The sequence below is a fragment of the Streptomyces sp. CB02959 genome, assembly GCF_002803155.1.
Taxonomy (GTDB): Bacteria; Actinomycetota; Actinomycetes; order Streptomycetales; family Streptomycetaceae; genus Streptomyces.
Genome location: NZ_NNBP01000061.1, coordinates 1 through 22269 on the forward strand (window position 1 = coordinate 1; position 22269 = coordinate 22269).

General features: G+C 68.5%; 26 protein-coding genes. 21 read left to right on the forward strand and 5 right to left on the reverse strand.

The window, feature by feature from the left end:
- Positions 1-32: 32 nt before the first annotated feature.
- Positions 33-1169, reverse strand: a complete 1137-nt coding sequence (locus CG747_RS45755) for a C40 family peptidase (RefSeq protein ID WP_100607789.1) — start codon at positions 1167-1169, stop codon at positions 33-35.
- Between the two features lie 522 nt (positions 1170-1691).
- On the opposite strand from CG747_RS45755, the gene CG747_RS45760 reads away from it, so the two are divergent.
- From CG747_RS45760 to CG747_RS45780, 5 genes are all read left to right on the forward strand, one after another.
- The gene (locus CG747_RS45760) at positions 1692-2447 is read left to right on the forward strand and encodes a site-specific DNA-methyltransferase (protein ID WP_100607790.1); all 756 of its coding nucleotides are present in this window, start codon (positions 1692-1694) and stop codon (positions 2445-2447) included.
- Between the two features lie 169 nt (positions 2448-2616).
- Complete coding sequence (locus tag CG747_RS45765; protein WP_374701902.1) at positions 2617-3264, forward strand: DUF4913 domain-containing protein; 648 nt, start codon at positions 2617-2619, stop codon at positions 3262-3264.
- Complete coding sequence (locus CG747_RS45770) at positions 3261-3743, forward strand: hypothetical protein (RefSeq protein ID WP_100607792.1); 483 nt, start codon at positions 3261-3263, stop codon at positions 3741-3743. Before CG747_RS45765 ends, CG747_RS45770 begins: the two co-directional genes overlap by 4 nt.
- A 26-nt stretch (positions 3744-3769) precedes the next feature.
- Positions 3770-4327 carry a DUF3631 domain-containing protein gene (locus CG747_RS45775; protein WP_100607793.1) on the forward strand — a complete coding sequence of 186 codons (558 nt, stop codon included), beginning with the start codon at positions 3770-3772 and terminating at the stop codon, positions 4325-4327.
- A gap of 202 nt (positions 4328-4529) precedes the next feature.
- Entirely contained in the window at positions 4530-5249 is a 720-nt protein-coding gene (locus CG747_RS45780) for a DUF3631 domain-containing protein (protein WP_100607794.1), read from the forward strand.
- Positions 5250-5390: 141 nt separating this feature from the next.
- Here CG747_RS45780 and CG747_RS45785 read toward each other — a convergent pair whose 3' ends face one another.
- Positions 5391-5864 carry a GNAT family N-acetyltransferase gene (locus CG747_RS45785; protein ID WP_180986028.1) on the reverse strand — a complete coding sequence of 158 codons (474 nt, stop codon included), beginning with the start codon at positions 5862-5864 and terminating at the stop codon, positions 5391-5393.
- Between the two features lie 66 nt (positions 5865-5930).
- Here CG747_RS45785 and CG747_RS45790 point away from each other — a divergent pair, with 66 nt between their 5' ends.
- The 15 genes from CG747_RS45790 to CG747_RS45860 all read left to right on the forward strand — a co-directional run bounded on the left by CG747_RS45790 (position 5931) and on the right by CG747_RS45860 (position 17648).
- Complete coding sequence (locus tag CG747_RS45790) at positions 5931-6620, forward strand: hypothetical protein (RefSeq protein WP_100607796.1); 690 nt, start codon at positions 5931-5933, stop codon at positions 6618-6620.
- 55 nt (positions 6621-6675) lie between these two features.
- Positions 6676-7398, forward strand: a complete 723-nt coding sequence (locus CG747_RS45795) for a hypothetical protein (RefSeq protein WP_257981215.1) — start codon at positions 6676-6678, stop codon at positions 7396-7398.
- 196 nt (positions 7399-7594) lie between these two features.
- Entirely contained in the window at positions 7595-7942 is a 348-nt protein-coding gene (locus CG747_RS45800) for an SH3 domain-containing protein (RefSeq protein WP_100607797.1), read from the forward strand.
- Between the two features lie 110 nt (positions 7943-8052).
- Positions 8053-8508, forward strand: coding sequence for a hypothetical protein (locus CG747_RS45805; protein WP_100607798.1), 456 nt, complete (start codon positions 8053-8055; stop codon positions 8506-8508).
- Complete coding sequence (locus tag CG747_RS45810) at positions 8505-8945, forward strand: hypothetical protein (RefSeq protein ID WP_100607799.1); 441 nt, start codon at positions 8505-8507, stop codon at positions 8943-8945. Before CG747_RS45805 ends, CG747_RS45810 begins: the two co-directional genes overlap by 4 nt.
- Before the next feature lie 11 nt (positions 8946-8956).
- Positions 8957-9379 carry a hypothetical protein gene (locus CG747_RS45815; RefSeq protein ID WP_100607800.1) on the forward strand — a complete coding sequence of 141 codons (423 nt, stop codon included), beginning with the start codon at positions 8957-8959 and terminating at the stop codon, positions 9377-9379.
- 32 nt (positions 9380-9411) lie between these two features.
- Entirely contained in the window at positions 9412-10308 is an 897-nt protein-coding gene (locus CG747_RS45820) for a helix-turn-helix domain-containing protein (protein WP_100607801.1), read from the forward strand.
- A 50-nt stretch (positions 10309-10358) separates the two neighbouring features.
- Complete coding sequence (locus tag CG747_RS45825; RefSeq protein WP_146022297.1) at positions 10359-10880, forward strand: hypothetical protein; 522 nt, start codon at positions 10359-10361, stop codon at positions 10878-10880.
- The gene (locus tag CG747_RS45830; RefSeq protein WP_374701903.1) at positions 10877-12109 is read left to right on the forward strand and encodes an MFS transporter; all 1233 of its coding nucleotides are present in this window, start codon (positions 10877-10879) and stop codon (positions 12107-12109) included. The genes CG747_RS45825 and CG747_RS45830 overlap by 4 nt, the downstream gene beginning before the upstream one ends.
- A gap of 96 nt (positions 12110-12205) precedes the next feature.
- Positions 12206-13402 carry an ATP-grasp domain-containing protein gene (locus CG747_RS45835; RefSeq protein WP_100607813.1) on the forward strand — a complete coding sequence of 399 codons (1197 nt, stop codon included), beginning with the start codon at positions 12206-12208 and terminating at the stop codon, positions 13400-13402.
- A 98-nt stretch (positions 13403-13500) separates the two neighbouring features.
- A complete protein-coding gene (locus CG747_RS45840; protein WP_257981218.1) occupies positions 13501-14589 on the forward strand; it encodes an MFS transporter in 1089 nt (362 codons plus the stop codon).
- Positions 14590-14658: 69 nt separating this feature from the next.
- Positions 14659-15549, forward strand: a complete 891-nt coding sequence (locus tag CG747_RS45845; RefSeq protein ID WP_100607804.1) for a DUF317 domain-containing protein — start codon at positions 14659-14661, stop codon at positions 15547-15549.
- 23 nt (positions 15550-15572) lie between these two features.
- Positions 15573-16067 carry a hypothetical protein gene (locus CG747_RS45850; protein ID WP_100607805.1) on the forward strand — a complete coding sequence of 165 codons (495 nt, stop codon included), beginning with the start codon at positions 15573-15575 and terminating at the stop codon, positions 16065-16067.
- Positions 16068-16091: 24 nt separating this feature from the next.
- On the forward strand, positions 16092-16589 hold the full coding sequence (locus tag CG747_RS45855) for a hypothetical protein (protein ID WP_100607806.1): 498 nt from the start codon (positions 16092-16094) through the stop codon (positions 16587-16589).
- Positions 16590-16694: 105 nt separating this feature from the next.
- On the forward strand, positions 16695-17648 hold the full coding sequence (locus CG747_RS45860; protein WP_257981216.1) for a collagen binding domain-containing protein: 954 nt from the start codon (positions 16695-16697) through the stop codon (positions 17646-17648).
- A gap of 74 nt (positions 17649-17722) precedes the next feature.
- On the opposite strand, the gene CG747_RS45865 is transcribed toward CG747_RS45860, so the two are convergent.
- Complete coding sequence (locus CG747_RS45865; protein WP_100607816.1) at positions 17723-18283, reverse strand: hypothetical protein; 561 nt, start codon at positions 18281-18283, stop codon at positions 17723-17725.
- A gap of 148 nt (positions 18284-18431) precedes the next feature.
- Here CG747_RS45865 and CG747_RS45870 point away from each other — a divergent pair, with 148 nt between their 5' ends.
- On the forward strand, positions 18432-18950 hold the full coding sequence (locus CG747_RS45870) for a hypothetical protein (protein ID WP_100607807.1): 519 nt from the start codon (positions 18432-18434) through the stop codon (positions 18948-18950).
- A gap of 192 nt (positions 18951-19142) precedes the next feature.
- Here CG747_RS45870 and CG747_RS45875 read toward each other — a convergent pair whose 3' ends face one another.
- Both CG747_RS45875 and CG747_RS48730 read right to left on the reverse strand, forming a co-directional pair.
- Entirely contained in the window at positions 19143-20399 is a 1257-nt protein-coding gene (locus CG747_RS45875) for a hypothetical protein (protein ID WP_100607808.1), read from the reverse strand.
- Between the two features lie 892 nt (positions 20400-21291).
- A partial coding sequence (locus CG747_RS48730; protein WP_100607811.1) for a hypothetical protein occupies positions 21292-22269 on the reverse strand: 978 nt, incomplete at its 5' end.

A 22269-nucleotide genomic window follows, 5' to 3' on the forward strand; every position in this document is an offset into this window, starting at 1 on the left:
ATCTCCAATGAGAATCTACAACACGCGACGGGTTAGGAGACGATGCGGCGGGCGGCCAGCACGTCCCAGTCCTTGATCGGCTCGATCCGGACGGGTTTGGTGGTGCGCGGCGCGTTGATCACCAAACCCGACCCCATGTACATGCCAACATGTTCGGGACGGGTGGCGCTGCCGCGGCTGAACACCAGATCGCCGGGCTTCAGGTCGTTCAGCGAAACCGACTTGCCCTCGGCGACCTGCGTGTATGTGGTGCGGGTGAGCGTGACGCCGGCGTGGGCGTACGCCTGCTGCATCAGCGAGCTGCAGTCGCATCGACCCATCGGGTCGGGGCCGCGCGGGTTAGTGCACGCCCCGCCCCACTGGTACTGGGTGCCGAGCTGCTGCATGGCCCACTGAAGGGCGACGCGGACCTTCGCGGGGGCGTCCTTGGGGATGGTGTATCCCTTGGGGACGGCGCCCTCGGGGATCGGACCCCAACTGGATCCGTCCGCACCGGGAGTACAGCCGGAACCCGTTGGCTGTGTGGCGGCGTCGCTGCCGCCGTTGCCGGGTTTGGCGTCCTTGCCGCCGTGAGGCAGGGTCTTGACGATGGCCTTCTGCAGAGCCCGCGAGAGCTGTTCCCACTGCGCGTACGCGTCCGGGAAGCCGGATGCCTGGACCGCCTGGGCCGCTTGGGCGACGGTCATCTGCTGCCAACCGTGCACTGCCAGCAGCGCCTTGTAGAACTTGGTACTCGCGTACACCGGGTCGCGGACCTGTGCGGCGGTGCCCCAGCCCGCACTCGGGCGCTGCTGGAACAGACCCAGCGAGTCGAGGTCGCCGTAGTTCAGATTGCGCAGCCGCGATTCCTGCATCGCGGTCGCGAGCGCGATGACCTGCCCCTGCTCCGGCACCCCGAGCGAGATGCCGGTGGCGACGATGGTCTTGGCGTTGGGGACCTGTTCGTCGGGTAGGTCCAGGCCCTCGACGTGGACGTTCTTGGCAGAACCCTTGCCGTCGAGGATGGCGGCGACCTGCTTGGCGACGGCGGCGGTGTCGATATCCGCGCCCGCGGTGGCGCAGGTAGCTTTCTGGGCGCCGTCGCTGGCTGCCGCGGCCATCGCGGCGGTGCCGGCGAGGAGAAGGGGAGAGAGGCAGAAGACGCCGATGGCGGCGACTACGCCCTTCAACCCGGCCCGCCTCCCGGCGGGCGGTGGCCGGTCGGCGGCCGGTTTTCAGGCAGGGGCGGGTAGGGGTGCGTCACTGCGGTGTCCTTGAAGTGAAGTCCCGGCCGCGCATGCGCAAGGGTGGAAAGGGTGCGACGGCCGGTGGTGGGCGAATCTCGGGACCAGGCGACGGGTGCGAGTTGCTGCTCGCACCCCGTGCCGGATGTCGGGTCAGGTGTGCCGGGACAAGGGGAGACCTCCAGAGAAGGCAGGGGGGATGAGCCATCGGCGGTGTTCGCCGGGCAGTTCCAAAACAGTAAGGGCGGATCCCCGGTTGCCGAAATCGTTTCCGATCAAGGCTTGGTTTCGGGGTTTTTGGCGGCGATAGCGCTCAACCGGGGATCGTGCCCTACAGTTTTGACTCCTCCCCCGCCACCCCGCTGTGCGGACCGTGATGCCCTCCTGCTCGCATCCGGTCCCGTGGGGTCTCTTGGCGAGTCGGAGCGCTTCTCCTCATCTCACCCGACCCGAATTGGGGTACCCCTTTTGCCTTTTTCCCTTCACCAGGGCGATGCGCTCAGTGTTCTGGCCGAGCTGCCGGACAACTGCGTCGACTCCGTCATCACCGACCCGCCGTACAACAGCGGTGGCCGGACCGCGAAGGAGCGCACCTCCCGCAGCGCGAAGCAGAAGTACACCTCCGCTGACGCCGGCCACGAACTGCCGGACTTCACCGGCGAGAACATGGACCAGCGCAGCTACGGCTTCTGGCTGACCCAGATCATGACCGAGGCCCACCGGCTGACCAAGGTCGGCGGCACCGCGCTGCTGTTCACCGACTGGCGTCAGCTGCCGATCACCACGGACGCCATCCAGGCGGCCGGCTGGCTCTGGCGCGGCGTACTGGCCTGGCACAAGCCGCAGGCCCGGCCGCAGAAGGGGCGCTTCACGCAGAACTGCGAGTTCATCGTGTGGGCGAGCAACGGGCCGATCGACGGCTCTAGGAACCCGGTCTACCTGCCCGGCCTCTACAGCGCCTCGCAGCCCTCGGGCAAGGAGCGGCAGCACATCACGCAGAAGCCCGTCTCGGTCATGCGTGAGCTGGTGCAGATCGCTCCGCCGGGCGGCACCGTGCTCGACTTCACCTGCGGATCGGGCTCGACCGGCGTTGCGGCCCTCCTGGAGGGCCGCGACTTCATCGGCGTCGAGAAGACGCGCCACTATGCGCAGATCGCGGCTGACAGGCTCGCCGAAACGCAGCAACAGACCCTGACGCAGGATGACTTGACCCTGACGGCCTGAGTCCCATTCCCGCCGTGCGGTACGGCCCTTGGTGCGCTCTCCGTGCGCCTGTGCCGTGCCGCGCACAGGGGATATAGCACCGAATCCCCGGTTACCGAAACCGGGGATTGTCCGGATGGTTGGAGCCGTAATTCACGCCATCGGCTGCGGCTTCAAGGAGGCCCTTTTCGTGCCTGAATCCATAAACTCCCCGGAGGACGGGGCCACGGAACCGGTCCGCCTTCCGGAATCCGATCTGGAGAGCATCGAGGCGAGCGTTCGCAAGCTGCTCGATCAGTCAGCCGAGCAGGCGCGGCAGCTCGACAGCCTCGCCTCCGCGCCTGCGGCGTCCCCGTTCGGTGCCTTCGGGATGCCGGGATTCGCCGGCATGCCGCCGCAGCCCGCTCCGCCCGAACCCCGCCCGATCCTGGAGCTGGAGGGCGAGGAGTACGAAGACGAACTCGACGCCCTGTCGGACTGGGTGGATGACTTCCTCATCCGGGTCTACGGCGCGGAGGTCACCACCGCCGCGCCATGGTGCGAGCAGTGGCAGGAGCACGACGACGTGGTCGCCTGGCTCCATGCCCTGTGGCTGGCCTACCAGCAGCACAAGGACCCTGAAGCCGGGCCGGCCGGGCTGTTCGTGTGGCACCGGGACTTCCTCACCCACGCCATGGCGGCCACCCGGGCTCCCGGAGGACCGCTCTCGGCGTGCATGACGGATCCGGACCGGCCTGCCCACCGCCTGCTGCCCGGCCCCAAGCCCTCGATTCGATCTTCAAGCTCCGCTGCCGAAGAGCCGGGGGCGAACGGCGGACCGGACCAGGCCGCCGGATGACCGGCCCCGAGATTCGGCCGGCCTTCGGCCTCTCCTTCGACCCCCGCGCCCTGACCGACCTCCTCCAGGCCCCCGGCGACATCCGCGACCTGGCGCTCTCCCAGCTCCAGGACGTCGTCAACGCCCGCTTGTTCGGAGCCAAGCTGACCCGGGATCTGGCCGGATGCCGCAAGGTCTACGTCGACCACCGCAACGCCTGGCGCATCGTCTACGCCCAGCGCCCGGCACCCGCGAACTCCACATACCGCACCGAGATCCATGTGGTGGCCGTACGTCCGCGAGAGGCGCACGACGTGTACGACACCGCCCGAGCCCGTCTCGGCATGACCCGGCAGCCGATGAGCGCCCGCACCCACGCCGCCCGTACCCGTTCCCCGCAGCTGGGTACGCGGCAACCGATCCCCAAGCCGGCACCGCCGTACGCGATGCCTGGCCTTCCCCAACCCGCCTCCCCAACCTTGAAGGGCGCTGCTCGTTGACGCATCTGCCATTCATCCTTGATCGAGTGAGCGAAGCGCTGTCGGTCGAGCCTGCGCAGGCAATCCAGCACCATCTGCTGATTGCGGAGGTCGTGCAGAGCTGCCAGGACCTTGACCAGCAGCTCGACGCCCTTGTCGGCGACTGTGCCGACAGCATCGAGGCGATAGATCAGCCCGACCTTTTCACTCGACTCCTCCTTGAACGTCTGCGTCTGGAACAGGAGTTGAACCGGTTGCTGTGCATGCCCTGCGGCAGTTTCGATGTGGTCGCAGAAGGCGAGACAGAGCCGACCGAGGACAACGACGTCCTGCGTTGCCCGAGTCGGCTCGTTCACGCCTGCCTCGACGCTTTTGCCGCCGCAGGTGACCCGCCGGCCATGTCCTCGGCTGACCTCGTCGACTCTCTGCGCTCCCTGCCAGGCGTCGCACGAGAGCAAGGGCCGTACGCCGGCCTCACGCACATCCGGCTGGCCCAACTCCTGGCCTACTACAACGTGCACCCATGCATCATGCCGGGAGGAGCCGACGGTAAGGGCTACCGGCGCAGCGTCCTGCTAGCCGCGCTGCAGGGATGCGTCTGCTGACGCCCCCGCGCCCCTCGTACACCGCTGGTTGCGGCGACGGGCATCACCCAATCCTCGATGAGCGCCCGCACCCACGCCGCCCGGAGCCGCTGCCCGCAGTTGGGCACGGCGGCAACCGATCCCCAAGCCGGCACCGCCGTACGCGATGCCTGAACTTCCCAACCCGCCCCACCCCCTCCCCGACCCTGAAGGGCCCCGTTCGTTGACGCAGTTCCCCACCCTGATCGACCAGGTCGCCTCCGCAGTGCTGGCGCCCAACCCGATCGCCGAGAACCCGCACCACCGTGCCATCCTCGATGTATTCACCGAGATCCAGGACCTCGACCAGCAGCTCGCCGACCTGTCCGCCGACGAACTGCCCGAGGGAGTCAGCGCCGCCGAGCAGCTCGACAAGCTCACCAGCGTGCTCATCGAACGCATGGCAGCTGGGGCCGAGCTGAACGCCCTCCTGTCCAATACCTGCTGCTGCGCCGACGCGTACGAACCTGCAGACGCGCCGGTGGAGGACGGGGGACCGGACTTCGCCCCTGACCTGGAGCCCGACTTCGAGCCCGACTTCGAGCCGGACTTCGATCCCGGCATGGAGGACGACTTCGAGGAATTTGAGGCCGATGGGCCTGAGCAGGACGGCGTGTTCTGTCCGAGCCGGCCGAAGACGATCGTCCACGCCTGCCTGGATGCCTTCGATGCCTTGGCGGCTCCGGAATATGTCACTCCCGCCGACCTGGTCGCGTACTTGCGTGAGCTGCCCGGCACGGCCGAGGAGCGCCAGCTGTATGCGGACATCACCACGGTCCGCCTCGGCCGCCTTCTGCTCCCCTACGGCGTGCGGTCTCGCGAGCCCCGTGCTGCTGACGGCAGCCGATACCGGGCCTACCGGCGCAGTGACCTGCTGGCCGCACGTCCCCACTGCTCCTGCTGACGCACCCCGCCTGGCACGCACTCGGCCGCCCACGGCCGCAGGCTGGTACCTGACCGACTGGTCGCGAGGGTGTCCCGGTCGTTCGTCACAGACTGACTTTGGGCACCCCGCATCCTCGGTACAGGCGATGCGGAAATTCGATCAGCTGGGCGCCACGGGCTGTTCCAGGAGTTCAATCGGTGGGTTGAATCCGCAGCGCCGGTACAGCGGAGCGCTCCGCTCGGACGGCCACACGATCAACGTGTCCAGCTGGTGAGCCCGCGCATAGCGGGTTACCTCATCGAGGAGGGCCCTGCCAAGACCGCGGTTGCGCTGCTCCGGGGTGACGTAGAAGTTCGTCACGTACCCGAGCGCCTCGGATCCCGGGTAGGGGCTCGGGACCTTCTCCACGAGGGACACGAACACGTGGCCGCAAGGCTGGCCGCCCACTTCCGTGAGCCAGGCACACCACGGCCCAGTCATCCGAGTGCGCAGCCACTCCTCGCATTCAGCGGTGAATTCCTCTTCCCCCTGCGGGACTCCATCACCTTCCTCCTCCACCTTGAACCGCCAACGCAGGGCTGCCAGTGCAGGCATGTCGTCGGACTCAGCACGACGAATAACGAAGTCACTCATGCCCACACTCTTGCAGGCCAGCGCACCCGGAACGCACCCTCGCCCGGCTACAAGAACCGCTCCGTTATGACCGCCACCCCTGCATCCGCTCCCGTCCGTAAGACGCTGACCGTCCTCGATCACCGCATCGAGGCTGCGGTGGGCCGCACCATCGATCAGCTGTGGCAGCACCGCGACCGTGGTCTGCTGGACGGCCCGTATGGCGCTCTGGTCGATGCTCACCGCGACCTCGTCAAGGCCGAGACCGCAGTGACCTTCTACCGCGTCCTGCTCGCCCGTCTGGTCTCCGGTGAATTCCCGGTCGACCTTGCCCTGCTCGCGCGGATCGACCGCACCGTTGATCAGTTGGCGGGAGCCGTCGGCGAGCGCGACGCCCAGAAGGCCATGGTCCAGGCCGCGCTGGAACCGATCGAGACCGTTGCCCCTCCCCGTCCGCCAAAGCAGGTATCTGCGTCGGACTTCGCGGCGCTGCTCGCCGTCACCCAGGGCGCCAAATTGCATGAGCACCTTGTGACTCAGCGCCTGGCCGTGGCGACGCCGTCGCGCACGCGCATCTCCTACCACCAGCTGCAGCGCCTGGAGAAGGCCGGCCTTGTGCACCGCGACACCTCCCACCCGGTGCACGCCGGTCAACCCATCACCCTCACCGACGCCGGCCGGGCCGTCCTAGCCGCTCCACGCCCTGCCGGCCCACCGGGCACCACGCCCCCGCCCGCCCCCTGGGCGTCCACAGCCCTCGCGCGCCCACGTCGCTGAGTGACCAAAACGCCATGCACAGGCCGCCAACGGCGTCGTCGAACCGAAAGCACCGATGCCCCACCACGAACCCGACTTCCGCCTCGATGGCTACGCCGCCGTCAACGACCACGTCGCCGAACAGTTCTCGCACCACATCGCCCTTGAGCAGGACATGCTCACCGTGCTCGCCGAGCACCACACCGAGGGCGACGAACACAGCTACTACGTGATGCACGACAGGACTGTGACCTGGGGTATCCCCGGAGAACCCCAGATCGTGGCCCTGCATCTCAAGCGCGATGCGGATGCGCACACCTTCCGCTTCACGCACGAGGCGCTCCCGCTGCCGTCCATGGCTCAGTCCTGGCTGATCGCCCGTGGCTGCCCCGAGGAGAAGATCCTCCTGCCCGACGGCATGGGCACCACGCCCGCAGACCAGGCCACCCGTGCCCTGGAGGCGCGTCTGCGCCGCGATGGCGACCACTTCGCCCTGCTCACCAGCTACACCCACGACAGCGAGCCGATGCAGACCACCGTGATGCTTCGTGCGCTGGATGAGCGGGCACCGCTGCCGTTCCGGGTGTTGTTGGAAGAGGTCGACACCGAGACCTGGACGCACATTCTGCGCGAGGGTGCCTTCGCCACCTTCGAGGCCACCACGCAGTGGTGGGAAGCGCACTGGCGCGGTGAAGGGCTGCCATTGCCCACTGCCGCGCCCGCGGCCCGCCACACCACAGCACCGGCCATCCCTGCGCCTGGCGCACGCCCTGCTCCACCCCGCGGACCGAGCCGCTGACTTCGCGGCTCCCTTCGCTCCGCCTTCCCTCGTCTGGAGAAAAGCTGTTCACGCCACGCAATGCGGCGCGGAACGTAGCACGCAATCCCCGGTTACCGAAACCGGGGATTCTCCGGATTCTTGTTCTCGACCCGCACGGCATCTGCCGGGGTCTCTTTCCGCATTCCCTCACTCCTGGCATGGAGGCCAATTCCCTATGCGCTCTACCCGTTTCGTTGTCTCCGCAGCTGTCCTGGGCGCGCTGGCGCTCCCGCTCGTCTCTGCCTCGACCGCGAGCGCCGCACCGTCCCACGCCCCGGCCACTGCTCTGTCCAGCCAGTGTGACCGGCTCGGCCCGTGGGTGATCGGCACGAAGGCCGTGACGATCCGCTCGAAGGCGAGCACCAAGTCCACCGCTGTCGGCGTGCTCTACAAGGGCCAGAAGTTCACCGTCCACAAGACGAGCGGCAACTGGCACTACATCACCGACCAGAACACCGGCGTGACGGGCTGGGTTTCCGGCACCTACGTCTACCGCACCGTCTACACGTGCATCGACATCTAGCCCTCTCACACCACTGCGCCTTCCAGCGCTGAATTCAGCAAACCGGCGGCCCTATTGAGCGGCCAGTAAGCGGCAATCCCATTACGCATCCGAACGACAGGAGATCTGCTGTGCGCGACGACACCGACGACGTGATGGGCCTCATCGCCCAGAGAATCGAGGACCGCTTCCAGATGCCGCTCGCCGACCTGCGTCGGGCGGTCGGCGCGGCACCGCAAGCCAACCCCGAGGCAACCAGCGTCGTGCACTGGCACGGCCTGCTCACCGAAGCCCAAGGCGCGCTGGAGAAGGCGGAAGACGCACTCGTGGGCGTCCTGAGCACCACACCTGGCGAACTTGACGACCCGGCCATGAAGTTGGCCCATCAGGTCAACGCCGCCGTCGCCGTGCGCGACGGCCGGGCGATGGTCGTCAACCACCTCCTGGACCCCAACGCTCCCGGCAAGCGCGGCCCCGGCGCCTGGCGCGGCGCGGAGCCGGCGGCCCGCCGGGGACCGGCACTGCCCACCACGCCTCCCGCCCTGCCCCACACCCAGGGCGTCCCGGTGCGGGGGGCGACGCGATGAGCGTGACCAACAAGCCCACCAGCCAGGACGAGGCGCTGGAGAAAGCATTCGGCGCCTGCCTGGACGCGCTGTATGCCGCCGCGGAAGCCGACACCGCTTCACCGGCCCTCCAACGCGCGCTGCAACTGCGCTCCTTCCTGGCCGTGGCCGAGGAACAGGTCTTCGTCGTGCGCGAAACCATCCACCGGGCCACTTCTGGCGACCGTGACCCGCTCGAACTCTCCTCGGAGGCCATGTATTTCGACGCCCAGTGGCTGGAGGCGGCGCTCGACGCCCGCGACAGCTACATCGCGGCGCTGGACGAACTGATGCGCGTCATGCCTCCTCCGGCCCCGGCGACCCACCCCGTCAAGCTACCCCCGTCGAAGATCACCACCACGGTCCCGTCCGTCCCGGCATCCGCGCGTGCCGGGGCGGTGCGGACCCGAAGTCTGTGAAAGCCCGCCGATTGCCCCAACCTGACGCCACCGCTCACTCCGCCTCACAGATCATCGCCCAACGCATCGAGCAGCTGTACGGACAACCGCTCGCCGCCCTCGAAGCCCTCGCCGATCACAACCCCCGCGACAGCATGCTCGCCGCCCTGACCGGCAGCCACACCGAGCTGGCACTCGCCGAACGCAACATCGCCTTCCAGACGGACCGCCTGCGTGAACTCGTCGCCCCCGAGAGGGAGATCGACCGCATCGAAGCCGGCCACATCCTCGACTGCGCCCGCCGCCTGGCCGACTCCGTCGCCGCCCGCGACGCCTACGCCACGAGCGTCGGCGCGGTGCTGGGAGGTCTGCGCCGCGTATCCCGCCCGGACACACAACCCCCGGCTCCGCCCGTACCCGCCGCCCCGGCGCCGGCTGCCTCCCGTACCCGCTGACCTGCCCGCACCGCTTGAGGAGTCCCTCCCCCTTGGCCACCACCGGTCTGCCCCGCACCACCTTGAACGATCTCTCGCGCGTCACCGAGACCGTGGAGATGCTCGCCCCGCGCTGGAGCGTGTGGGCGCTGATGACCATCTCCTCCAAGCCGCTGCGCTACGCGGAGATCAAGTCCCACCTGCCGTGGCTTCGCGACGGCCAGCTCCACCCCAGGCTGCGCAGCCTCACCGACGCCGGCGTGGTCGAACGCACCGAGTACACCCCGCGTCACGTCACCTACGGCCTTACCGCGCGTGGCGCCGAGTTGTCGCCCGTCCTCACTGTGATCGCCGCCTGGGGCGATGCTCACCTGGAGAAGGACCTCGTCCGCAACAAGACCACCGGCGAGATGGAGCCCGAGCGCATCCCCGCGGCCCAGAACGTCGAAGACGCCCTGACGCTGATCAGCTCCCGGCATGCCACCCCGATCCTGTGGACGCTGAAGGCCCGTGGCGCCGCGTCCGCCAAGACGCTGGCGGACGAGGCCATGCCCGGCTACGGACTGCCCGCCGTCTACAAGCCACTGGACCGGCTGGTCGCCGACGGCCTGGTCGAGGCCACCGGCAACGGCGACTTCCGCCTGTCCGCCAATGGCCAGGCCCTCGCCCCCGTCTTCCAGGCGGTCTCGGCCTGGGCGGGCGGACGACCGCTCGCCGGTGCCGGCACGCACCCGCTGTGGGGACAGAGCCCCGCCCCGTCCCAGGCCCGCTCCGCCCCTTGGGCCACCACCCAGTCCCGTCTCCCGGCGCCCACAGCCCCCGCCGCGCCGGCCACCACTCCGGCGCTGGCGACCACGCACCCGGCGAGTACCGCGTGGAAGTCCAGCGACCTGTTCTCCCACCAGATACCCGCCCGACCCATCTCTCCGGCCGGAGGTCCGCGCCGATGACCACCCCGGGGATCCTCCACCACCCGCACGCGCGCCGAACGATCAGCGCCATGTCATTGCCGGGCCTGATCCGACTCATCAGCGAGATCGACGACAACGGACCGGTCAGCCGCGGCAGCCTCGGCGTCACCTTCGACGACCTCACCCGCCACCAGCTGCGCCACGCCCTCGATACCGCCCGCGACTTCGGCGTGATCTACGCCGACGAAGAAGCCCAGCCGGCCCGCTACCGGCTCACCCGCAGCGGCGAGGGCCTCGCCGAGGTCTACGACACCGCCGCCCGCTGGGCCCGCACCCACCAATACCCCAACTCCAGCAGCGACTTCGTCACCCGCGTCCAGAGCACGCTGCAGCTCCTGGCCCGCGTGCCGGACACACACCAGGACCCAAAGGACGACGACGCACGGGACCGACTGGAGGCCCTGAACGCGGTGTTGGGCCCGGACGCGGCGCGTGCGCTCGAAGTCTCCCGGGTCGCACTTGCTACGTGGTTCCAGGAGCACCCGCAAGCCCTACGCACGGCGGAGACCTGCTCCCCACACGCGGCGGACAAGTCGGAGCACGCTGCGTGAGATCCCGCGTCGGACCCCGGCACGCCCGCCGGCCGGTTCCCACCATGCTGCGCGGCGTCTACCTGCCGCGCAGCATGGATGCCGCCGCGTTCGCCATGACGACGTACGGCATCCCGCTGCTGGTGCTGGCCACCACCAACTCCGCAGCCCTGACCGGCGCGGCGTTCGCGCTGGAGTGGATCCCACGCCTGGGCGCGTTCGTCGTCGCCGGGGCCCTGGTCGACCGCCACGGCACCACCACCGTGCTCCGCCTGGCCTCGGCGGCGCGGGCCGTGGTCGTCTTGGCCGCAGCCCTCCTCCTGCCGGCTCTGCCACAGGGGTCGGCTGCCACGGTCACCGTCATGCTGCTCGCCGCGTCCACCGGTGTGCTCACCGAGTTCTCCTACATCGCGGTCGAGACCGCAGGCGGGGTGGCCAGCCGTGAGGCCGGCGATCGCGCGCACCGCGTGCAGTCCGTGCTGCTCGGCATCGACCAGGTCGCCACCCTGGCCGGACCCGCGCTTGCCGCACTGCTGCTCCAGTGGGCCGGGGCCACCGGGACGCTCACCGCGATCGCCGGTTTCTCGCTGCTCACCACCGCGCTCGCCCCACGCCAGTTCCACCGCGAGCAGGCAGCGGCGCAGCCCGTGTTCCAAGGACTGCGCACCGGCTGGCAGACCCTGCGATCGCTGCCGACCCTTGGCTGGCTGGTGACCGGACTGACCGTGTCGAACCTCGCGGTGGGCCTATTGCAGGCCGCGGCCCCGGTGATCGTGGTCACGCAGCTCGGGCACTCCACCGCCGACGTCGGCCTGGTCTGGTCGGCCGCCGCCGTCACCTCCCTCGGAGCGGTCGCCGTGTGCCGCCGGGCCATCGACCGCTGGGGCCTGTGGCCGGTCGGTGCTCTGTCCGCCACGCTCGCCGCCTCCGCGTGCCTGGCCGTCTCGCTCACCCACACCTACAGCGTCTATCTCGCGCTGATCGCCATCCTCATGGCCGGCGAGGGCGGCCTGACCGTGGTGCTGCGCACCCTGCGCTCCCACCTCATCCCCGCCCAGGTGTTCGGCGCCACCTTGTCGCTGACGATCCTGCTGCTCCTTCTGCCCTACCCCGTCGCCGGCGTCCTCGTCGCCGCCGTGCCGCCCGCCCTGCTCGGCCACGTGATCACCGGTTGCGCCGTCCTGCAGGCCCTGGGCCTGATCACCGCCTTCGCCCGCCTGCGCACTGCTCCTGGCCTGCGCACCCCCTGACCTGGCTCCCCACGCCAACTTCCCTTGTTATCGATCCCCTTATGGAGTGTTCTGTTGCCCTCTCGCCCCGTCGTCCTGGTCGTCGCTGCCGCCGATATGGAGGCCCAGGCGTATCGCGGGTACTGCCTTGAGAACGTCGCTGCCCACTACGACGTCGTCCTGATCTGCGGCGCCGAGCCGACCTGGGAGCGCGAGTTCCTCCTCGACTGGGTGGTTGCCGATCCCGCCGACCAGGCGGCGCTGTCTGCGGCCGGACGTACTCTGGCGGAGCGGTATCCGCTGGCCGGGGTCATGACGTGGACCGAGTGGTACCTCGTTCCCGTCGCGCGCCTTGCTCGTCAGCTCGGCCTGCCTACCACCGCACCCGAGTCGCTGCAGGGCTGCCGCAACAAGAACACCTCCCGCGTGCTGTTCGCCCGGCACGGCGTGCCCTCCGCCGCCTCCGTCAGCGTGCGTGACCAGAGCGAGGCGGCCCAGGCCGCGCAGCGCATCGGCTACCCCGTCGTCCTCAAGCCCGCCTCGCACGCAGCAAGCATCGGCGTCATCCGCGTCAACGCCCCCGATGAACTGCCCGGCGCATACGCGTTTGCCGCCCAGGCCGCCGGCCAGGGCGTGGAGAACACGCGGGTCCTGGTCGAGGAATACCTCGACGGACCGGAGGTGAGCGTCGAATGCGTCACCTACCGGGGACAGACCACCGTGGTTGCGGTCACCCGCAAGACGGTTGGCATGCCACCGTTCTTCGAGGAACTCGCCCACGCTGTCGACGCGAACGACCCGCTGCTCGCCACCGTGGCCCCGGTCGCCGTCGCGGCCCTCGACGCGCTCGGCGTTACCGACGGGGTCAGCCACGTGGAGATGCGTCTGGTCGACGGCCGGCCCCATCTGATCGAGGTCAACGCCCGGCTCGCCGGCGACATGATCGGCCACCTCGTCCACCTGGCCACTGGCGTGGACCTGGCCCGCGCCGCCGCAGACATCGCCTGCGGCCACGCCCCCGACCTCACCCCCACCCGCAGCCAGGCAGCAGCGATCCGCCTGATCTACCCCGCCTACTCCGGCGCTCTCACCAGCCGCCACATAGACGCCGAGTTCGCCGCCCGTGCCGACTGGCTGGAGCGCGTCCGATTCCAGCGCCAGGCCGGTGATCAGCTTGTTCTGCCGCCGCAGGGCGATATGTTCAGCGCCCGCATCGGCTACCTGATCACCACGGGGCCGACTGCCGCCATCGCCCAGACACGCGTCCAGGAGGCGTACCGCAACCTCGACATTCAGGTGGCCCCCCATCCCTAGGAAGCGGCAGGCGCGGGACACACCGCGTGAACGGCACCGTCACCATCGATCTGGTGCGCACCCGTCGTGTGCTGACGGGCTACTTCATCGGTCTCGGCATGGTCATGGCTGTGTGGGGCGCACGCCTGTCCGCAGTCCAGCAGACTGTCCAACTCAGCACCGCCGGGCTCTCCGTGGTCCTGCTCGCTACCGCCCTCGGGATGGTCTCCGGCCTGCAGATCGGTGGCCGACTCGCACGCCCCGAACGGCTTCCCCGCCTGCTCATCTGGGGCGCCGTCGCCCTGGCCTTCTGTCTCGCGCTCCTGGGCCCGTGCCGCACACTCCTCTCGCTGCTCGTGGCGGCACTGGCCTTCGGGGTCGCGCACGGCGTCCTTGACGTCGCAGCCAACTCCTCGGCGGTGCGCTGCCAGCATGCCTACGGCCGCCCCATCATGGCCTCCTTCCACGCCGCGTACTCGATCGGCGCCCTCGGCGGAGCCACGCTGGCCGCCACCACCGCCCGCACCACCCACAGCGTCCTGTTCCTTACGACCGGTGCGGTCCTGGCCGCCGTCGCACTCGCCGCCGCACCGCGCACGCGAAACTTGACCGGAACTGATCAACCAAGGCTGTCCGGTCACGTTCGCTCTGGTCAGGGCCAGCCGATCGTGTCGTCGAGGAAGCTGTGGCTGCTGGGCGGCCTGGCGGCGGCAACGCTGCTGGGGGAGGGGGCGGCAGCCGACTGGGCCGCCGTTCACGTGCACTCCCTGCATGGCACCACCGCCCTTAGCGCTGCCGCCTTCGCCCTCTACAGCGCGGCCATGGCGCTCGGCCGGCTGACCGGAGACCGGCTCACCACAGCTTTCGGCGCTCCCGCTGTGGTCCGGGCCGGCGCGGTGCTCGCCGCGGCCGGGCTGACCACCGGCGTACTGGCCGCCAGCGTGCCGCTGGCCCTAATCGGCTGGGCCGTTTTCGGTCTCGGCCTGTCCAGCACCGTGCCCTGCCTGATCACAGCCGCCGGTCCCGGCGGACCCACGGCCGTAGCCAGAGTCTCTGTCACGGGATACCTCGGCTGGATGGCCGGCCCCGCTCTCATCGGCGCCCTCGCCAGCGCCACCACCCTGCCCACAGCCCTGCTCCTGCCGGCCTTCCTCGCAGCCGCGCTCGCCGCCCTCGCTCCCCGCGCCCTGGAGAACACCACCCCTTGACCCCCATCACCCCGACCATCGGTGACCGCCGTCGGCTGAACCGGCCGCACCCGTAGCCGCTCACCCCTCATGACCAGGAGCCGCGTGCCACCCCATGACGACACGATCGATGGAGACGTCTACGTCACCCCTCGCTACCTCGCCGGTAGCATCACCATCGGCGACCCGGCCCTTGAACCGCTGCGCGCGCTCGGCTGGGAGCTGCACCACGATGACCTCGCCAACGCCTATCTGACCGCCCCCGACCGCAAGGTCCGCCTCGGGTTCCTGCCCGAAGGAGACGACGACGGCCTCTGGCGGATCAACGCCTACCACGACCGCTTCGGCCCGCCCTCCTGGGGCGTGAGCTTCAACGACCAGTGCCCCACCGAGTTTGTCACCGCATTCACCACGGCCCTGGCCCAGGCGTACAAGGACGGCCCCGACCACTACCTCGCCCCGCCCGACCCCACGGATCCCGAACGAGCCGCCTTCGCCGCCGTGGCGCCGCTGATCAACCGTGGCTGGAAGACGCAGCACCCGCGATGGGACGTCCTGGAACTGCAGACCCCGGACGGGATGGCCGGCCTGGAATACACCACCGGCCGCCTCGATCCGGAAAAGGAACTCACCACGCTTCAGGCCCGCTGGTACATGTGGGGCGGCCCGAAGAACAGCTACCCCCGCTGGTACGCCACCGCCTCCACCAACACCCCCGTCCCGCTGGTGAAAGCCATCACCCTGAGCGTGTCCGACCCTGCGCCGCTGCCACGGTGGAAGGACTACATGCCCCGCTCCCTGCGCGAGCACGCCCAGCTCACGCCCATCACGCCCCCGCCACCTCCAGTCCCGACGCCACTAGACGTCCAGCGCACCGCTGCCCGACGACCGCCCGCGCTCACCACGCGCAACATCCCCCGGTGGAGCACCACCACGCTCCCCTCAGCCCTCCCCGCCGGGCGCAGCGGCCCACGGCGCTGACTTCCTGCCCACGAGAAGGCCACATGCCCTTGCAGACAGAGCAGTTCTTCGACAACGTCCTCGCCTTGCCCTTCGATGACCACGCCGTCGTCGGTAACTCTTACTACGCCACTCCCCAGCCGGGGTCGCCACTGCGGCTGCGGATCGATTTCGCCCCCACCATCCGGCACGGCGAGTACGACGGACTGCGCCTGCGCGTCATCCACCCCGACCAGGGCGTCGTCGACACCGCGATCCTCCCCTTCGCCGACCACGGCACCTTCGCCCGGCGGGACGCCGCCCGCGACCTTACGGCCGGCAGGGACGGATACGGCGTCTTCCGCGACTGGCACAGCACCGGCAGTGGCGAACCCCCGTGGAAGGGCGCGGAGGGCACCGGACTGCGCAGGGCGATCACGCAGTACGCCCGCATCTGGTTCCCTGACACGCCAGCCCCCGCCCCGGTTCGCCCGGCAACGGCCCGTGCTGCCCTACCGAAGTCAGCCACCGCCACCGGAGGCTCTGCGCGTACCCGCTGACCACCCACCCGTACACGGAGTCCCATGTCCCCGCCCCGCTGGCTGCCCTCACGCTGGCGCCCTCCACAGCTGCACACTCCCTCGGCCGGTGAGCCCGAACCACCGCCAGGACCGAACGGCTTCTGGCTCACCGACCCCGCCTTCCGCGCACGGCTGCACAGCGCCACCCACACCGTGCTCGATCTGGTCGAGAACGTCATGTACGACGGCATGACCTTGACCGAAGCCCTCAGCGGCGTACGGGAAGAGGTCCCATTCATGCTCGGCGTCCCCGCCGAGTACGGCCTCCTCGTCGAAGCCGAAGCCGCCGCCCAGATCGTCCAAGCCGCCGGGCTCACCGCCGGATCCCCCTTCGGGGCCACCATCGGCGAGGGACTGGCCCGCATCGAGCAGCGGCCAGCCGAAGAACAGCAGCGCCTCGTACGCGCCGCCGCCCGCCGCTACGCGATCACCGCTTCACCCCGACCCCGCACAACACCGGCGGCACCGCCACCCAGCCCGTCGTCCGGCCGCTCCCGCTGACCGGCCTCATTCCCTTCATACCGATGGGCAGTTGTGCCCATCCCACCCAGGAGAGTCTCTTCTTGCGCAGCCGATCTGTCCGCCGCCGTCGCTGTCGCCGCTACGGTGACCGGCACTCTGTCCTGGGCCCCGGCTGCCTGGGCCCAGAGCCCCGACCCCACACCCTCCACGTCCGTCGCCCCGGCACCGCGTATCGCGGCGGAGACCGGAGGCGTTGCCATCCTGACGAAGGACCCCGCAGGCGACGTTCTGGCTGGCGCCACGTTCACCCTGCTTGACTCCGCAGGCAAGGAAGCCGGCAACGGCAAGACCAACGCCGACGGACAGCTGACCTTCCAGGATCTGGCCCCGGGCGTCTACCGCCTCAAGGAGGTCTCCAGCGGCAGCAAGCTGCTCGACACGGTCGATGACCAAGACGTCATTGTTACGCCCGGCACCGCCGCACCGCTGACGATCACCGACCCCTTCAAGCGCGCCTCGGTTCGGCTGACGGCCAAGGACGACACGAGCGGCAAGCCGCTGTCCGGCTCCACGGTCGACATCGGCAGCGGCGACACGACCGTCCTCACTTTGACCACCGGTGCCAACGGGTCGGCCACCGCGCAGTTGCCGGTCAACTCCCGTAGCGGCACCGACTTCTGGGTCAAGCAGGTCAAGGCGCCCGATGGCTACGACCTCTACAAGCCCTCGAAGACCTTCACGGCCAAGCCGGGCGACCCCGTCACCGTGACCGTCACCAACGCCAAGACCTCCAGCACCACACCGCCCTCCACCCCCACCGCGAAGCCGACCGAAAAGCCGACGGACAAGCCGGTCTCGGACAAGCCGCGCAACGACGAGAGCACCTCGTCCCCGTCCACCTCGCCCTCCGACACCCCGCCCGCAGACCAGACCACATCGGCTACCGCAGCTCCCGCACCCCAGGGTGCGCTCGCGCACACCGGCGCCGACGCCACACCGTGGCTGCTCGGCGGCGCCGGGCTGCTCCTGGCCACCGGCGCAGGCGCCGTTATCGCCGCCCGTCGACGCTGCACCGACGACGGCCCCACCGAGAACTGACGCAGCCTGCCCCACCGAACCCGGCCCCCGGAATTCGCCCTCGCGATCCGGGGGCTTTTGGCATGCCCGGCAGGTCAGCGGCGGGTGACGGTGAAACCGGCGTCGTTGACGGCGGCGGTCCACACGTCGCGGTCGAACCACTTGGTGATGTTCGGCTGCATCTCGGCGATGGTGCGCATCCGGGCTTCCCAGTCGTGCCCGGCCGAGCCGCGGTCACCGCACCCGGTGCAGCCGTCCTCGCCGTGGATGTGGCCAGCCATCCACGCGTTGACCGCCACGTTGACGATGACCGCGTACAGGTCGCCGCCGGTCTGGGCCAGGGAATCGGGCACCCCCGCGAGGACCAGGGCGAGTTCGGGGTTGCCGACCGGCGGCATCGGGGCCTGGCCCACGCCCTTCTCACTGCTGCTCTCCTCGTAGGAGGACAGGCTCTGCGCCAGACGGCCAGCTGTGGCCTTGGCGTCGAAGTACCGCCAGGCGGAGCGCACCTGAATCCCGAGCCGCTCCGCCACGGTGCTGATGTTCTTCTCGATGGTGTCCTCGACGGTCGCCGGCGCGAGGGTCACCCCGAGGTGGGCCAGCTCCGCGAGCGTCTGGGCAACGGCTTCCTTGAACGCCTTCGTCTTCCGCACCATCGAATCGTAGGCCCGCTGAAGCATCCCCTGGACGGCTTCAAATACTCAGCCTCGCCATCAAGCGCTCACTCGCCGGGTGAATCAGTCACACCCGTCTACCGTGTAGGGGCAACGATCTCTCCTGGGAGTACAACGAGTGACAGCGTCAATGGAGCGACTCTGCGACTGGGTCGTCAATAAGGACAAGGTCTGGGTCCACGGCGACCGGATCACCGATGGACACGTCGCTCTGGACATGCGCATCACCCCGGGCCTTGACCCTGGCGAGGTCGACCGGGATGGGCAGTGGGTTCTCCGTAAGGCGCAGCCGTCACGCTGGGTCGGTGAGCAGCATCCGGACCTCTCGGACGTCATCCCGGACCAGAGCGACGGCGCCGACTGGAGCGAGGTCGCTTGGTCGGCCTGGGTGACGCGTGGTCTGCGTGTCGGCGCAGTGCTCGGTGCCGCCGTGGCGGTGGACCACGCCTGGCTGTCTCGCCTTCAGCCCGGCTACCGGATCGAGGGGGCTCCAGGGTGCGGCGTTTTGCGGATCGTGATCGCAAAGCCCGAGCCGTCGCTGCTGTCGAGGGGCGCCGCGCACCGAACGGTGGTTGGTGTCGTGATGCCCACGTCGATCGAGGGCTCGGACGCGGTCGTCGAGGCCATCGTGCGGGACCTGAACACCTGACGGCGGGCGGCTCGCAGGCGGGGGCGTTCGTGTAGGCCCGCATTCGGAGCGTCCCGTTCCGTTGCCGCGACCTGGGAGTTCCCGGCTGTCTCAGTGGAGGACGCGGCCCTTCTGTCTCACGATCTTGTCCCTTGAGGTCGTCTCGCCGACCGACTTCGGGTCTGCCACCTTCCCGCCGGCTCGTGACGGGCATCAGGCTCTGCGCGGACTCGTGCTCCGCGGACTGCGATGCGTGGATGCCCAGCACCTCAGAACAGCTGCCAACCCGGGCAGCCGCGTACCGCAATCCCCGGACTTCAGTTGAAGGCCAGACCTCCGATGGAGTACCAGAATGTCTGGTGATTGACGCTTCCCCCGGTTGCGGTGATCTTGATGGTTTCTCCCGCGGCGACGACGAGGGTGGAGCATTGGCGGGGGGCGACTTCGACGTGCCTCAGTTCGCCATAGTCGCTGGTGACTTCCAGGATCGATCAGAGTTCCTTGATTTGTCGCATTTCCGATGTTGTTGCCGACCAGGAATCCGGCAGTAGGTGCGACCCTCTCGTAGCCGGCTGTCGCGGTAATAATGTTCTTCCTCTGGAACAGTCGACTCTCCGGCTTCGGAGAGATTTGGCCGTACACCTTGTCGGCATTGAGATCACCGATGACCCTGCCGCGCACGGTCAAGTCGCGCACCTCCAGGTCTGGCCTGTTGACGGTGATGTAGGTGTTGATGGTGCGTTCTGCGGTTCCGGTTCCTTGTTGGATGCGGCCGCGGAGGTAGAACATGGTGTTGCGGCGGACGTTGTGGACGGGGAAGGTGCTGTATTTGGTGACGTCGATTTCGGTGTTCTCGTACAGCAGGTGGTAGGTCTCGTTTCCGATGGTGGAGCGTTCCCAGGTGAGGGTGACGGTGTCGCCGTTTTCGATGTAGTGGGAGTCGGCTTTAAGTTCGCGCAGATAGAAGCCGGCGGGGAATTTTCCGACGGAGAGCGTCTGCTGATCGGTACGCCAGGAGGTTGATCCGGGGGTGCGCCATTTCAGTTCGATGACGACGGGGGCGGTGCCGACCTGGCGGTTGATGCGGAGTTTGTTGAGTTGGACGGTGATGCCTTGTTCGGGGGTGAGGGTGGCGTGGCCGGTGTTGGGTTTGAACAGGATGCGTTCGTTGGTCGGGTCGGGGGTGGCGGTCCAGCCGGTGAGGTTGATGGAGGTTTGCAGGCCGGTCAGGTCGAGGACGAGTTGCCATGCCTCGGAGCCGATGGGCACGTAGACGGAGATCTCGTTGGTCTCGATCGGGGTTGGGGAGATGCGGCTTCCGACGATGATCAGGTCGCCGAGTGCGACGGTGCCGCTGGGCGGGCTGACGGTCAGCGGGTCGGGGACGGTAGTGAGCGAGTACTGGAGCTCGTTGCCGAAATCGGCGGTTGTCTCTGCGGGCGCGGCGACGGTCTGGGTGACGATGCCCATGAACTCTGTCCTTCCGTGTCTGATGTGTCGGGTCGGTGGGTGGCGTCGGCGGCGTCGCCGAGGACGAGGAAGCCGGAGCGGATCTCGGGGTCGCCGAGCGGCATCGCGGTGGGATCGGGGGCGGTGATGGGGAGGGTGCGTCACGCACCGTCCCAGCCGGTTCGGTCCCGCTCCAGGTGTCGGGGGGCGCGGGCGGGATACATCTCCAGCTGTGGGCGGCCGCGGGCGACATCCTGGGGGCGTGCTGCGGACCGTTCTAGACGAGGGCCTTTCGCCTACCCCACAGGTGGGAGAGCCCTGATATCTGGGGGACGACCTCCGCCATGCCTCCGTACCTGCTGCTGAACCAGCCGAGACCGGCGTCGGCGGTAGCCCGGGTGGGTGCCCGCTGCGTGGAGCTCGTATGCCGCCGCCGGCTCGGCAGGCCGTTCCACCAGGGCGTCCTGGTTCGCCTCCTCGGGCGGAGTGAGGCAGGTGCGGTGGGCGACGACGCACTTCTCGACCGCTTTGCACAGGTTGTTCTGCCGGAGGTGCGAGCGATCTGCGATCTGGACTGCATCCGGCGCGGCCGTGCGGATCGCCTCTGACGGTGGAGTCGGATATGAAACTTTCCGAATGCTCGGTCAGTGACCACGGCGACGAGTCCATCTGCCCCTGACTGCCAGACAGAAGTCCTGGGTTCATAGGGAATCGCGGGGTACCAAGAGCCGGGCCTCATCTGATGTGCACAGCAGCCCGGAGCTACGTCGCCATGTCGGTCGCCGACCCTGGAGGCCGAGGAGGATCAGCTGTGTACTCGCGAAACGCTGGCAGCAAGGTGTCGTTGCGGCGCCGACCGATTCAGACAGTCGGCGCCTTGTTTCGATGACGGATTTCCTGGCTTTTGCAATGCCTACTGCCGGAAGGTCAGGCCCTGCCCATCTCCGAAGGCGTACCACAAAAATTCTGGAAACTCGCGAGCGGAATCACCTTGCCGCACTCTTTCGATAGCCATCTCGCTTCCTTGTGGGACGGGGAAGGAGGCATAGGAGTGGTCCCAAGTTCCGGAGTTGTACATGGACCTGACGGTGACGGCCTCGTTTGTTCCGATTTTGATCTTCACCTCGCTGTTTTTGACCATGGTAACGGTCAAGATGCCGTCAGTGGGAGCGGTTGCTTTGACCCATCCACTGTAGGGCAGTGACTGGTTAACCCAAGTCGCCTTGAGTGCCAGCACTGGGCCAGCAAGGGAGGTTGTTTGATTGACATGAAGGGTTCCGACTTCGAGGTCGGGTTTGTTGACGGTGATGTAGGTGTTGATGGTGCGTTCTGCGGTTCCGGTTCCTTGTTGGATGCGGCCGCGGAGGTAGAGCATGGTGTTGCGGCGGATGTCGTGGACGGGGAGGGTGCTGTATTTGGTGACGTCGATTTCGGTGTTCTCGTACAGCAGGTGGTAGGTCTCGCTTCCGATGGTGGAGCGTTCCCAGGTGAGGGTGACGCTGTCGCCGTTTTCGATGTAGTGCGGGGGGTCGGCTTTGAGGTTGCGTAGGTAGAAGCCGGCGGGGAATTTGCCGATGGAGAGGGTTTGTTGCTCGGTTCGCCAGTTGGTGGTTCCGGGGGTGCGCCATTTGAGTTCGATGGTGACGGGGGCGGTGCCGACCTGGCGGTTGATGCGGAGTTTGTTGAGTTGGACGGTGATGCCTTGTTCGGGGGTGAGGGTGGCGTGGCCGGTGTTGGGTTTGAACAGGATGCGTTCGTTGGTCGGGTCGGGGGTGGCGGTCCAGCCGGTGAGGTTGATGGAGGTTTGCAGGCCGGTCAGGTCGAGGACGAGTTGCCATGCCTCGGAGCCGATGGGCACGTAGACGGAGATCTCGTTGGTCTCGATCGGGGT